Origin of the sequence: Pseudomonas bharatica (assembly GCF_048586865.1) — a bacterium.
Lineage (GTDB): Bacteria > Pseudomonadota > Gammaproteobacteria > Pseudomonadales > Pseudomonadaceae > Aquipseudomonas > Aquipseudomonas bharatica.
The window spans coordinates 209,440-222,131 of the sequence record NZ_JBMAWR010000002.1; the positions used below are offsets into that span (position 1 = coordinate 209,440).

Below are 12,692 nucleotides of genomic sequence, written 5' to 3' on the forward strand. Positions count from 1 at the left end.
TGCTTACCTCAATCGAAACCGAGGTCGTCCCAGACCTTGTTGATGTTCTGCATGGCCTGACGTCCGCCTACCCGGTCACGCTCACGCAAGAAGTTGATTTCGTCCTCGCGCCAGACCACATTGGAGAACAGCGGATGGCCAACACTGGCAAAGTTCAGGAAGGCGCCAACCCCGAGGCCATGGAAGTATTGCTGCAGGGCTCGCTTACCCAGCATCAGGTTGTCAGTGCTGTGGGCAGCAACAGCGCGGGCATAGCGCAGAGCCTCGTCTTCAAGTTTGTCGCGAGGCACCACCGAGTTGGCAACGCCCCACTCCTTGAGCTCCTGAGCAGACATCTTGCGGCCGGTCAGCAAGATCTCCATCCCGCGGTTCAAGCCCAGACGCAGCATGGTCATTGGCAGTTGGGTTTCGAAGGCGGCGAAACCGATGCGGCTTTGCCTGCGGGCAACATAAGCATCCTCCGAAAGAATGAGAATGTCGGCAGTCATGGCAAATGAGAAACCCTGCCCCAACACGGCGCCCTGCGCCGCAAGAATGACCACCTTGTCACCCCAGACAGTGCCTGTGAGCGTGCTGTCCAGCAGCTTGCGGATACCGCGCATGCGCTTGGACTGCCCAAGCCTGCCGCCCTTCTTCAAACCGAAGGCTTCGACCGGCATCTTCTTGGTGTCTTCGCCGGAACAGAAATCACTGCCTGCCCCAGCGAGAATGATGACCTTGATTTCATCGTCATCCTGCGCCCTGGAAAAAGCCTGGGACAGCATGTCGTTCATGTCGGGAGTGAGAATGGCATTCTTTCGGTGCGGGCGATTCAGCGTGATCCGCGCGATGTGACCATCGATCACTTCATACAGAATGCTCTGGGAGAGGTCTTCCTCGGGGGTGTCTGGCATTGTGTTCATGGGCTACTTCTCTTGAGCATTGATGAAATCGTCGATGCGACGGTGGTAGTGGCGAATGCGCGCCTCTTGATACTTGGCCAGGACCAGGCCTTTCTTGACCGTGGATTGCAATCCCGCCCACACACCTTCGATGTTCTCGTAGTCCTGATCGAAGATGGGGGCCAACCGGCCCAAGGCAGCGCAATCGACGAAGGGGCGATCGTCTGGCAGCTTGATGAGCTCGGGTGCCTTGGGCATGGGCTCAGATAGGTTGCGCGGGGTCATCACGTACACTTCCATGATGCAGCTGTCGTGGCGGTCACGATCTGGGCGGAAGCGGTAGACGATCGGCAGCCCCATGCCGTACCAGGGCATGAAATTTGGGAACAGGAAATATTCGATGGCGTCGAGCAGCTCTACATCGTTCAGATGGTCGAGCGACTTGCCCATGGCTGCTGCTGCGGCCTGGCGGCGCTGATCAGCCAACGCACTGCGATAGGTCATACCCTCCGGAACCTGGATGGGTTCGCGGCCCGTACCCTTGGCTGCGTAGTCAGCAAACTCCTGCTGCGTCATCCTCAACGTCACACCAGAGGCCTGCGCCACCGACACGGTCGCCAGTCGGCTGACGTTGCGGTCAAAGATGTCATACTGGGTTTCGGCGTACTCGGATACCGGCACCGACTGCGGGTGGGTCGGCATCACGTGATAGGACTCGATAAACGCTTCCATCGCTACCTTCCAGTTTCCTGGCACAGTGCGCGCGACATGCACGCCCACCCGGAAATCTTCCAATGGAAGCCGGCTGAAGTGGTCTGGCAGCACACCGATCCAATCGTCGAAAGGCTCCGCGTTATCAGGGTCGGGATTAATGAACACGAACCCACCCCAGCGCCCCACCTTGGCTTCGGGCAGATTCATGTTGCGCTCGCAGGTCTGGGGAAAATCCCAATCCTCGGTGATGCGACGCTTGCAGCCATCCAGCTCCCACGACCAGCCATGGAACGGGCAAGTGAATGCCCCGGCCTTACCTTGGCCTTTGACCAGGCGCATTGCCCTGTGCAGGCACGCATTCGGATAGGCCTTGATCTCCTCGACGCCCGAGCGGACCACGATGAAGGAGCGATTGCCGATCTCATAGGTGATGTAGTCACCTACCTCAGGGATATCTCCTTCGTGGCAGGCCATTTGCCAAACCGTGGACCACAGCGACTGCATTTCGCGCTCATGGAAATGCCGAGAGGTGTAGCGCTCGACAGGTAGATCCTCGACGCCCATGTCGAATGACGATCGCGTCGCGAACGCCCCCTCCACCGGACGCTGAGCGTCTTCTGCCATGCGCATGCCGAGCGTGGGCTGTTTTGCTTGTTCTGTGCCGGACATCTCCCCTCCTGAATTCATCTGGGTACCCGTAGATTTTGGGCGGGCACCTGGCTTCTTCGCGAGCAACATCACCAATATAGTTAACTAGGTTAGCGAACACAAGCGCTTTGATTTAGGGTGGCGGTGACGGAAAAAAGAAAACTGCCCGCGCTGCAGGAAGAAAAAACAGATAGATAAATTAGGTATACAAGTTACCTCTGTGGCGCTATTTTGTTGTCACAAGACTCAAGAGCGCCTCACCCGGCGCCCGCTTGCTAATTCACTTGAGCTGCTAATGACAGGAGATCAACGCGTGTCAACGCCAACCCAATCCAACAAGTCCCCTCTCACGACCGTCGAGATGTTGGCCGTATACCGTCGCGTCGCGCTGATACGGGCTGCCGAGCAAGCAATCGCCAAGCAACTGCGCGCCGGCAAGATTTCCTTCAGTTTCTATCCGGTCACCGGCCAGGAACTGGCGCCGGCGGTGCTGTCGCAGTGCCTTGGGCAACAAGACCAACTTGTCACGATCTATCGCGGCCTGGCCGACACACTGGCGCGTGGCCTGCCACTGCGCGAGTTGCTCGCCGAATGCATCGGTCATTCTGCTGGTGTATGTGGCGGTAAAGGTGGTGGCATGGGTGTGGCCCGGGCCGATTTGGGCTTGATGATGACCACTGGCATCGTCGGCTCCAGTGCACCAGTGGGCGTCGGCCTCGCACTGGCATCACAACTGCAGAAGACCGGTAAAGTCGTGACGGTGAGTTTCGGAGACGGCGCCACCAGCATCGGCGCCATACACGAAGCCATGCTTTTCGCTTCGCTGTGGAAGCTGCCGATCATCTTCGTTTGCCATAATAATGGCTGGGCAGAGTCGACCCCCTTGGCCGAGTACTCGGTATTGGAGAAGCTGGCGGAGCGGGCCGATGGTTATCGCATGCCCGGCGTCACCGTCAGCGGCCGTGATCCGCAGGCGCTGGCCAGTGCCTTCCAGGAAGCGATCGAGCGGGCGCGCAGCGGCAATGGCCCAACCTTCGTCGAGTCGGTGACTTATCGCCTGTGCGGCCACTACTTCGCCGACGCCGGTGCTTATATGGATCAGGATGAACTGGCTGCCGAGCGTGCACGCGACCCGATTGCCGCTTTGCGCAGCCAATTGCTTGAGGAAGGCCACGCCACCGAAGCCGAGCTTGCCGCCCTTGAGCAAAAGGTCGCCGACGAAGTGGCTGCAGATGTGTCGACCGTGTTGGAGACACCTGTTGCACCATTCACCCAGGCCGACGTCACCCGGGACGTCTACGAGCAATCCTGCTTCACCCCTATCAGCCGCCAGCGGCCTGCAGCTGACGCACTGCCGCAGGGCCCGCTGCGTAAAGCAACCATGCGCGATGCGTTCAACGAGGCGCTGGGCTTCGCCATGGCCCGCGATGAGAAAGTCATCATGCTGGGCGAAGATATTGCCGACCCCGCCAGCGGCGTAGTCGGCATCAGCCGAGGGTTGTCGACGCGCTTCGGTGACCGCGTTCGCTCTACCCCTATCGCTGAACAAGGAATCTTCGGCGCCTGCGTGGGTGCTGGCCTGGCCGGTATGAAGCCGGTTGGCGAACTGCTGATGATGGACTTCCTGCCCGTGGCCATGGACCAGATGGTCAACCATGCCGCCAAAGCCCGCTACATGTCGGGAGGGCAGATGTCGGTGCCCATGACCATGATGACGCTGGTCGGCGCAGGTAACGGTGCACAGCACTCGCAGTCCACTGAGGCCTGGCTGATGCATACACCTGGCTTGAAGGTGTGCTACCCCAACAACCCGACCGATGCCAAAGGCCTGTTGCTTTCGGCCATCTTCGATCCAGACCCGGTGGTGGTCATCCACTCGATGCTCAACCTGTTCGGCAGTTCGGAAATGCTTGAAGGCGAATACCGCATTCCACTGGGGTTGGCGGCCGTACGCCGGGAGGGCTCCGACGTTTCGATCATTTCCTACGGACCGGCAGTAGGCGACGCGTTGAAAGCCGCCGAAGCCCTGGCCGCTCAAGGTATTCAGGCCGAGGTCATCGACCTGCGTAGCCTGGTGCCCCTCGACGGCCAGACCATCCTCGAATCGGTCAACAAGACCGGTCGAGCCGTCATCGCCCACCGCGCCACCGATTTCATGGGGCCAGCCGCAGAGATCTCCGCACTCATTCATACCGAGTTGTTCGGCAAGCTGAAGGCTCCAGTACAGCGTATTGCCGGCGCTTACGCGCCAGTTCCGAAACACACTGGTCTGCTCGGCCTGCACTACCAGGGCGCAGATGCCATCGTCAAAGCTACTCAGGAAATCATGAAATGACAGAACTCCGTATCCCTGCTGCAGGCGACGCCGTATCCGAAGTCCAGCTGGTGGAATGGATTGCCGAAAACGGCGCAAGCGTCAAGGAAGGCGACGTGATCTATTCGATTGAAAGCGATAAGTCCGTGCTCGATGTGGAGTCCCCGGCCAGCGGCACCTTGACCATCCTGGTCAATGCCGGGGAGATCTTCCCGATCGGGCACCTGGTCGGCCGAATCAACTGACAACCCGGCACTGCCAGCCGCCACTTCAGGCCGCTGGCAGGCCGGAACGACAGCATTGCCATCGTCTGGAGGCAACATGATTGAAGAAGCAGGAATCGTCATTCTCGGCGCGGGCCAGGCTGGCGGTGAAGTAGCGAGTGAATTGCGCAAGCTCGGTTATGCAGGGCTTATTACATTGGTGGGGGACGAGCCTCACGTCCCTTATCGTCGACCTCCTCTCTCCAAGGCTTATTTCGCCGGCACTGTCAGTGCAGAAGAACTGTACGTAGTGCCGCCGGCAAGCTTGGACAAGGCACAAATTCGTTTCATTGGCGGTGTCAGCGCCACCCACATCGACCGTGAGCAAAAATGCGTAAATCTCGCCGACGGTCGACAACTGGGCTACCAGAAGCTGGTAATCGCCACCGGTGGGCGCGCTCGGCCTCTGACTTTGGACGGTGGCGATCGCTCTAACGTATTTCTGCTGCGCACCATCAATGATATCGAGCAGATACGCGCACGAGCGACTCCTGGCGCACGCATGGTGATCATAGGCGGCGGGTTCATCGGCCTGGAAACCGCAGCAGTAGCAGTCAAACTTGGCCTGGACGTCACGGTACTGGAGGGGCTGCCCAGAGTGCTGGCGAGGGTCACCGTACCTGAAGTGTCAGCATTCTTTGAACGCGTACACCGAGAGGCCGGTGTCGACCTTCGCACAGGCGCCCAGGTAGCCGCACTGGAGGGCGACCCTCTGGTAACCCATGTTCACCTGACCGATGGCAGCCGGATAGAGGCTGACCTGGTTGTGGCCGGGATCGGACTGATCGCCAATACCGAACTTGCCGAAACAGCAGGACTGGTGGTCGACAATGGCGTGCTGGTGGACGAGTACGCCCAGACCAGCGACCCGGACATCGTGGCTGCTGGTGATTGCACCAACCACCCTAGCGAATACCTGGGGCGACGCGTGCGACTGGAATCGGTTCCCAATGCCATGGAACAAGGCAAGGTGGCTGCCAACACCCTGCTTGGCAACCGCGTACCGTACCGCTCCGTACCTTGGTTCTGGTCCGATCAATACGACTTGAAACTGCAAATGGTAGGCATGTCTGCCGGCTTCGACCAATTCGTAGTTCGAGGCAATCTGGAAGACCCGGCAACACGGGCATTCTCTGTTTTCTACTTCAAGAACGGCCGGCTTCTATCTGTTGATGCCGTCAATCGCCCTCAGGAATTCATGCTGTCGAAAAAATTGGTAGCTGAGGGCGCTCGCCTGGACTTGGCCGCGCTAGCGGATGAGTCGATCCCCTTCAAGCTCATCGCCGCCACAGCGCACGCCTGATCACACCAAGGCACGAAAGTATAAAAAGGACCCAAGCATGACGAAGTCTTTTTCTTCCGCCACCGTGTTACTCGAAGTCGATGGCGCCATTGCTCGAGTAACACTGGACCGCCCACAGTCCCTGAACGCGATAACTACCGAACTCGCCCAGGATTTCCTCGCAGCAATGCGAACTATCGAGAATACGCCTTCGGTACGGGCGGTGCTGATCAGCGGCCAGGGGCGAGCGTTTTGTGCTGGCGGCGACCTTGGAAGCCTCGCAGGTGCGGACGAACAGCAAATTCGGGCACTCATTGATCCTCTGCATGAAGCCATCACGCTCATGACCCAGCTCCCGGCACCAGTCGTCTGCAGTGTTCATGGAGTGGTTGCCGGTGCAGGTGTCAGTCTGGCGATGGCGTGTGATTTCGTTCTGGCAGCACAGGGGACTCGCTTTAACCTGGCCTACACCGGCATCGCGACCAGCCCGGACGCCTCTGCATCCTGGCACTTACCTCGTCTGGTTGGCCTGCGCAAAAGTCTTGAGCTACTGCTTCTGAACGAACCGTTCGATGCCGATCAGGCACTCCATCTGGGCCTGGTAAACAAAGTGCTGCCGACCGACGCATTGGATGACGCTTGTAATGCGTTGCTTGAACGCCTCGCGACTGCTCCGACTGTGGCGCTTGGCCAAACCAAACAGTTAGTTCGAGCAGCCGTCGACCGAACCTTGCAAGAACAACTCGACGCTGAGCGCGAAAGTTTTTGCCATTGCGCAAGCTCCAGAGACTTTGCCAACGGAATCAGTGCATTCCTCAACAGGAGCAAACCCCTTTTTGTCGGTGCCTGAGTCAGTACCACCGCTTTGCTCCGGCTAACGTTTTCACTACAAGAAGAATTGCCATGATTCCAGCCTTGCTCACCCGCGTCTTTGCCCCGGCAGCCCTGCTAGCCACTGTAGTCGCATGCCCGGTAATGGCCGCCTACACCGATCCGCTGGATACGCCAGCTAGCCTTTCTCAGCTCGCCAGCAAAACGCAATTGATGGATGTCACCCACGCGGGTGAGCGTCTGGTAGCGGTCGGCTGGAGAGGCCATATCATTTATTCCGATGACCAAGGGCGCACTTGGCTACAGGCAAACTCGCCCGTGGATATCGATCTGACTGCCGTGACATTTTCCAGCGCACAACAAGGGTGGGCAGTGGGTCATGGCGGCGTGATATTGCACACCACGGATGCGGGACTGACCTGGGTGAAGCAACTCGATGGCAGAGATTCAGGACCATTGATGCTTGCCTACTATGAGCAACGGTTGAAAGAAGGTGTCCCCGACGCAGAGAAATACATCGAGGACGTTCGCCTGAATACCGAAGGCGGTGCCGAACAACCTTGGCTTGATGCACTTTTCCTGGATGACCTGCATGGGTACGTAGTCGGCACGTTCAATCAAATCATGTACACAGCCGATGGCGGCAGATCATGGACGCCGCAATTGGATCTGGTCGACAACCCCGAGTCACTGCACCTCAATGCGATTACCCGGCAAGGCAATACGCTCTATATCGCCTCCGAACGCGGCACGATCTTCAGAAAGACGCCGACCGACGAACACTTCGTGGCCTTGTCCACCGGATACAACGGCACGCTCTTCAACGTGATCGCAGACGGGAAGCGAATCTTCACCTTGGGGCTGCGCGGCACGTTGCTGCGTAGCGACGACGACGGCGCCACATGGGTAAAAGTCGATACCGACGCAGACACTGCGCTTACAGGTGGGCTCTTTCTCGAAGACGGTAGCGTGCTGGTCACCAGCCAGGCCGGGCAACTGCTCAAGGCCGGGCGTGGCGAGACCGTGTTCCACCAGCTCGAGGTCAAACGCCCAGCCATGTTCACGGCCCTGGCGCCGACGCGCACCTCGCAAGTGGTGGTGGTCGGTACCTCGGGAGCGAACCTCGAGTCCGCAGACACCGTCCGTTGAAACTCCGATTCCACGATGCTGATTAAATTACAAGAAATGAGGTATTCCCGTGGCCACAGGTGCTCACAAGACCGTACTGCCGGTTATCCGTGATCCGAAAGATTTTGACAAGCACTCTGGCGATCGCCTTGAGCGCCTGGTGTTCAACAACCGGATCTGGGTTGTCATCTGCTGCCTCTTGGTAACCCTTTTTTTTGGTTACCGAGCCAGTCAGTTATCGATCAATGCCAGCTTCGACGACATGGTGCCGCACAACCACCCCTACATTAAGAACTATTTTGAAAACAAGGATTCGCTCAAAGGCCTGGGCAATTCGGTTCGGGTAGTGGTGGAAACCAGCGGCAAGGATATTTTCGACGCCGAATACCTGGAGGTTGTGAAACGGATCAATGACAAGATCTTTCTAACGCCAGGTGTTGACCGGGCGCTGATGCGTTCAATCTGGACGCCTATCGTACGCTGGACCGAAATCACTGAGGAGGGCTACAAGGGCGGCCCCGTCATGCCCTTTGACTACGATGCCAGCGCCAAGGCCTTGTCGACATTCAAGCTCAATGCCCTGCGTGCCAATCTGCGAGGGAGCCTGATCGGCTCGGACTACAAGTCCAGCATGATCGTGGTTCCACTGCTCGACCGCATCGCCGAAACCGACCAGCCCATCGACTATCCTGCCCTGTCGAAAACCTTGGAACGGGAAATTCGCGGGCCTCTGGAGCACCCGCAGCCGGGGACGGAGTTCGCTTCGCTCAAGGGCCAGTATAAAGTGCATATCATCGGGTTCGCCAAGCTGACCGGGGACTTGATCGATGGCCTGACCCAAGTGTTTTTCTTTTTCGGCATTTCCGCGCTGATTGCCACGGCAATCATCTACGCCTATACCCGTGACTTGCGTAGCACCGCGTTGCTGGTAGTCACCTCGGTTTGTGGGGTGGTCTGGTTGTTGGGCTTGATGCAGTTGCTGGGTTACGACCTGAATCCCTACTCCATCCTGGTGCCCTTCCTGGTCTTTGCCATCGGCATTTCCCACGGCGCACAGAAGATGAATGGGGTGATGCAGGACATTGGCCGCGGCACACACAAATATGTTGCTGCGCGTTATACCTTCCGCCGCCTGTTTATGGCTGGCCTTACCGCGCTGCTGGCCAACGTGGTCGGCTTCGCAGTGCTGATGATCATCGACATTCCGGTCATCCGTACCTTGGCGCTGACCACCAGTCTCGGGGTGCTGATCCTGATCTTCACCAAACTCTTCTTCATCCCAGTGGCCCTGTCGTATATCGGCGTCAGCCCACGTGCGGCACAACGCAGCATTGCCGCCGCGGAAAAAGCCCAGGGTACGCGGTTCAACCTGTGGTCGCTGCTGGTCCGTTGCACCCAGCGCCGCTTTGCGCTGCCACTGGTACTGTTCTCCCTCACCATCGGCGCCAGCGCCGCCGTGATCAGCTTGAATTACCTGAAAATGGGCGATCTCGACAAGGGCGCCCCAGAATTGCGTCCGAGCTCCCGCTACAACCAAGACAATGCCTACATCAATGATCATTTCGGCCTATCTGGTGACCAGTTCGCGGTCATTGTCAAATCTAGCGAAGCAGACGGCGTGTCGAGCTACCAGTCGCTGATCGAACAAGACCGTCTGGCTTGGCTGCTCAAGCAACAGCCAGAGGTTCTGGCCACCAGCTCGCTGCCCGACAGCATTCGTCAAACTGCATTCGGCCAATTCGAAGGTAACCCCAAGTGGAGCACCATCCCCCGCAACAGCAGCGCCATCGGGCAGGCAGTTGCCCAGACCATCGTCAACAACCCAGGGGGTATCAACAGTAACGGCACCATCACTCCGATGATCGCCTACCTCAAGGATCACAAGGCCGATACACTCAGTGCGGTTTCCCGGACCGTCGAGCAGTTTGCCAGCCAGCATACGGAGGGTGGCACTCAGTTCCTGCTGGCAGCGGGCTCGGCAGGTATCGAAGCAGCGACCAACGTTGTGGTCAAGGAAGCCAACTATCGAATCCTGGGCTTACTCTATGCCGCCGTCATCGTCCTGTGCTTCATCACATTCAGGAACTGGCGCGCTGTACTGGTAGCGATGGTCCCCCTGTTGATCACCTCTTTCCTCTGCGAAGCGTTGATGGTGATGCTTGGCATCGGTATCAAGGTCGCGACACTGCCAGTCATTGCGTTAGGCGTCGGGGTGGGCGTGGACTACGCATTGTATCTGTTGAGCGTTCAGATTCGAGCCCAACGAATGGGAGCCACCCTTGCCGAGTCGTACGAACTGGCGCTCGGATTCACCGGCAAGGTCGTCGCGCTTATCGGGGTCACGATGGCTGCAGGCGTGGTGACCTGGGCCTGGTCGCCTATCAAGTTCCAGGCTGATATGGGGATCTTGCTCACGTTCATGTTCATCTGGAACATGCTCGGTGCCTTGGTGCTGATACCTGCCCTCTCCTATTTCCTGCTGAATCATCAGCGCGCCACACCTCATCAGTCTGGCCAAACACCGGCCACCTCGGCGTTGGAAAGCGACATGCAGCAGTGCGACGCTGCATGCGAGCAACACCGCGTGCTCAGGTCCTCTGCAGGCTGACTATCTAACCTAATTGCAATCGGTAAAAGCCAGGGGCGTGTATCACGCCCCTGGCCGTTTAACGCTGCGACGCGAGTTTCTGCACTGACGGCACTGCATCTCAAGAAGGAGTATTGAAAATGAATAAAACCTGGTTAATCACCGGCACTTCCACAGGGATCGGGCGTGAGCTGGTCGAGCGCCTGCTCGAGCGCGGCGATACTGTGGCTGCGACCTTACGCAAGCCTGGGGCGCTGGATGACTTGAAAAAGGTCCATGGTGACCGACTGTGGATCGGTATCGCCGATGTCGCTGACGTCAGTACCTTGCGCAAGGTGGTCAACGACGCGTTCGCTCAGTTAGGGCGCATCGACGTCGTGATCAGCAATGCCGGGTACGGCTTGTTCGGTGGCGCTGAAGAAGTCAGTGATGAGCAGATCCAGCGACAGCTCGACACCAATGTCATGGGCTCGATTCAATTGGCCCGTGCTGTCCTGCCCCACCTGCGTGAACAGGGCGGCGGTCACCTTATTCAGGTCTCCAGTACCATGGGGCAGCGCACTATGCCCTTCGCCAGCCTCTATTGCATGTCTAAATGGGCGATCGAAGGCTTCTGCGATGCCTTGTCCCAGGAAGTATCAACGCTGAACATCAAGGTCACCATCATCGAGCCTGGTGCCACGCGCACTGATTTCGGTAGCCGCAGCGGCGACTTCGCGCCAGCGATGAATGCGTACAAAGATACTCCAGTCGGCCGCGCCCGAGAGATGATCACGAACAGCTCCGGCCTGGCCAAAGGCGACCCCAGGAAAGTGGCCCAGGCGATCATTGATTGCGCGGGCCAGCCCGAGCCCCCTCTTCGGCTGACCCTGGGCAGCGATGCCTACGGGGTGGTACGTGCCGCGCTGGTACAACGCCTGGCCACACTTGATGCGCACAAGGACATCGCCTTCTCCACCGATTTCGACGCCTGATCACAGCCCCCACTGCTGGGGGCTGCTCTTGCGAACCTCACATGTTCGCCTGTCAATACCTCCGCGGCCTAAGCCTTCCAAGCAGGAAATAGGCTTCGACGCTCGCTGCACGGCCGTCTGAGCCGCCTGCGCATACTTCTCCATAAGAACAAGAAGAGATCCCACATGAAAAAGCTGCTGGAGCCCGGTATTGGGCTCATGAACCGTCTGAGCTTCGGAATGAAGTTCAGCCTCATCACTACCCTGTTTGTCGCACCCTTGCTAGCAACGAGTGGCAAACTGACCGTCGATGCCTTCGACAGGTCGCAGTCCAGCAAGGACGAGCGCAACAGCCTCACGGCGCTGCAGCTGTGCCTGAAACTACGGCGGACGTTACTGGAGCTGGCGAGTGCACAACAGGTCAGGATCAAAGCGCCGCTAATTATCCAGAGCAGTGACATCGACACTCAGATCGACCGAATCAAGCGAGACGCCATCGCCCTCCTACAGCAGCTTGCGGACCTCGAACATTTGGGCCAGGCGAGCGTGAGCTTGATCAACCAACAGCATGAGTTACTTCGCGCCCTGCAGTCCATCGCCCCGACTGGACTACAAGGGCAGGAGCAGGAAACAGCGCTGCAGCAATTAGCGAATGTGCAATTGCTGCTCGAATCACAAATTGCCGTTAGCGGGCTCAGCATCGATGCACAGCCAGACATCCGGGAAATGGCCGAATTGTTGGTGGGCTCAGGTGGCGAGCTGGCTAACACCTTGAATCAAGTCCGCACCCACGCCTCGTCAGCTTTGGCCTTGGGGATGCTCAGTTCGGCGGATGGCGACGTGGTGCAGGGCGATCTCAACCAGCTGGACAAGGCTGGCGATCTTTTCCTCACCAAACTTCAGCGCTTGCATGAGCGGACCCCGCAACTTCAAGCTGTGCTTCAAGAGTTTATGACGCAGACGCAAATCTCTGTCGATTCAGTCAAAGCAGCCACCGAAAGCCAGCTGTTATTCGCCGAAGATCTCGGTACCGACTGGCAACCTTATTATCGGTCGATCAGCCAAGCCATGGACAGGATTGGCGGTTTCGA

The 12,692-nt window shown here is 58.3% G+C and carries 9 protein-coding genes; 7 read left to right on the plus strand and 2 right to left on the minus strand.

Going from position 1 to position 12,692, the window contains the following annotated elements; genetic code table 11:
- Window positions 1–8: 8 nt before the first annotated feature.
- Window positions 9–902, minus strand: coding sequence for an enoyl-CoA hydratase/isomerase family protein (locus ACKLLE_RS03370; protein WP_420056831.1), 894 nt, complete (start codon window positions 900–902; stop codon window positions 9–11).
- Between the two features lie 3 nt (window positions 903–905).
- Window positions 906–2,264, minus strand: a complete 1,359-nt coding sequence (locus ACKLLE_RS03375) for an aromatic ring-hydroxylating oxygenase subunit alpha (protein ID WP_420056832.1) — start codon at window positions 2,262–2,264, stop codon at window positions 906–908.
- A 292-nt stretch (window positions 2,265–2,556) separates the two neighbouring features.
- Here ACKLLE_RS03375 and ACKLLE_RS03380 point away from each other — a divergent pair, with 292 nt between their 5' ends.
- The 7 genes from ACKLLE_RS03380 to ACKLLE_RS03410 all read left to right on the plus strand — a co-directional run bounded on the left by ACKLLE_RS03380 (window position 2,557) and on the right by ACKLLE_RS03410 (window position 11,622).
- The gene (locus ACKLLE_RS03380) at window positions 2,557–4,578 is read left to right on the plus strand and encodes an alpha-ketoacid dehydrogenase subunit alpha/beta (RefSeq protein ID WP_420056833.1); all 2,022 of its coding nucleotides are present in this window, start codon (window positions 2,557–2,559) and stop codon (window positions 4,576–4,578) included.
- Entirely contained in the window at window positions 4,575–4,802 is a 228-nt protein-coding gene (locus ACKLLE_RS03385; protein ID WP_420056834.1) for a lipoyl domain-containing protein, read from the plus strand. The genes ACKLLE_RS03380 and ACKLLE_RS03385 overlap by 4 nt, the downstream gene beginning before the upstream one ends.
- Window positions 4,803–4,878: 76 nt before the next feature.
- A complete protein-coding gene (locus tag ACKLLE_RS03390; protein WP_420056835.1) occupies window positions 4,879–6,123 on the plus strand; it encodes an NAD(P)/FAD-dependent oxidoreductase in 1,245 nt (414 codons plus the stop codon).
- 37 nt (window positions 6,124–6,160) lie between these two features.
- A complete protein-coding gene (locus ACKLLE_RS03395; protein ID WP_420056836.1) occupies window positions 6,161–6,952 on the plus strand; it encodes an enoyl-CoA hydratase/isomerase family protein in 792 nt (263 codons plus the stop codon).
- A gap of 53 nt (window positions 6,953–7,005) precedes the next feature.
- Window positions 7,006–8,082 (plus strand): YCF48-related protein, encoded by a 1,077-nt coding sequence (locus ACKLLE_RS03400; protein WP_420056837.1) that lies wholly within the window; start codon window positions 7,006–7,008, stop codon window positions 8,080–8,082.
- A 49-nt stretch (window positions 8,083–8,131) separates the two neighbouring features.
- The gene (locus tag ACKLLE_RS03405; protein ID WP_420056839.1) at window positions 8,132–10,669 is read left to right on the plus strand and encodes an efflux RND transporter permease subunit; all 2,538 of its coding nucleotides are present in this window, start codon (window positions 8,132–8,134) and stop codon (window positions 10,667–10,669) included.
- 119 nt (window positions 10,670–10,788) lie between these two features.
- Window positions 10,789–11,622 (plus strand): SDR family oxidoreductase, encoded by an 834-nt coding sequence (locus tag ACKLLE_RS03410; RefSeq protein WP_420056840.1) that lies wholly within the window; start codon window positions 10,789–10,791, stop codon window positions 11,620–11,622.
- Window positions 11,623–12,692: the final 1,070 nt, after the last annotated feature.

Excerpts from the sequence above, each read along its gene's own strand:
- ACKLLE_RS03370 (WP_420056831.1), bottom strand. The coding sequence starts at position 902 with ATGAACACAATGCCAGACACCCCCGAGGAAGACCTCTCCCAGAGCATT.
- ACKLLE_RS03375 (WP_420056832.1), bottom strand. The coding sequence starts at position 2,264 with ATGTCCGGCACAGAACAAGCAAAACAGCCCACGCTCGGCATGCGCATG.
- ACKLLE_RS03385 (WP_420056834.1), top strand. The coding sequence starts at position 4,575 with ATGACAGAACTCCGTATCCCTGCTGCAGGCGACGCCGTATCCGAAGTC.
- ACKLLE_RS03390 (WP_420056835.1), top strand. The coding sequence starts at position 4,879 with ATGATTGAAGAAGCAGGAATCGTCATTCTCGGCGCGGGCCAGGCTGGC.
- ACKLLE_RS03395 (WP_420056836.1), top strand. The coding sequence starts at position 6,161 with ATGACGAAGTCTTTTTCTTCCGCCACCGTGTTACTCGAAGTCGATGGC.
- ACKLLE_RS03400 (WP_420056837.1), top strand. The coding sequence starts at position 7,006 with ATGATTCCAGCCTTGCTCACCCGCGTCTTTGCCCCGGCAGCCCTGCTA.
- ACKLLE_RS03410 (WP_420056840.1), top strand. The coding sequence starts at position 10,789 with ATGAATAAAACCTGGTTAATCACCGGCACTTCCACAGGGATCGGGCGT.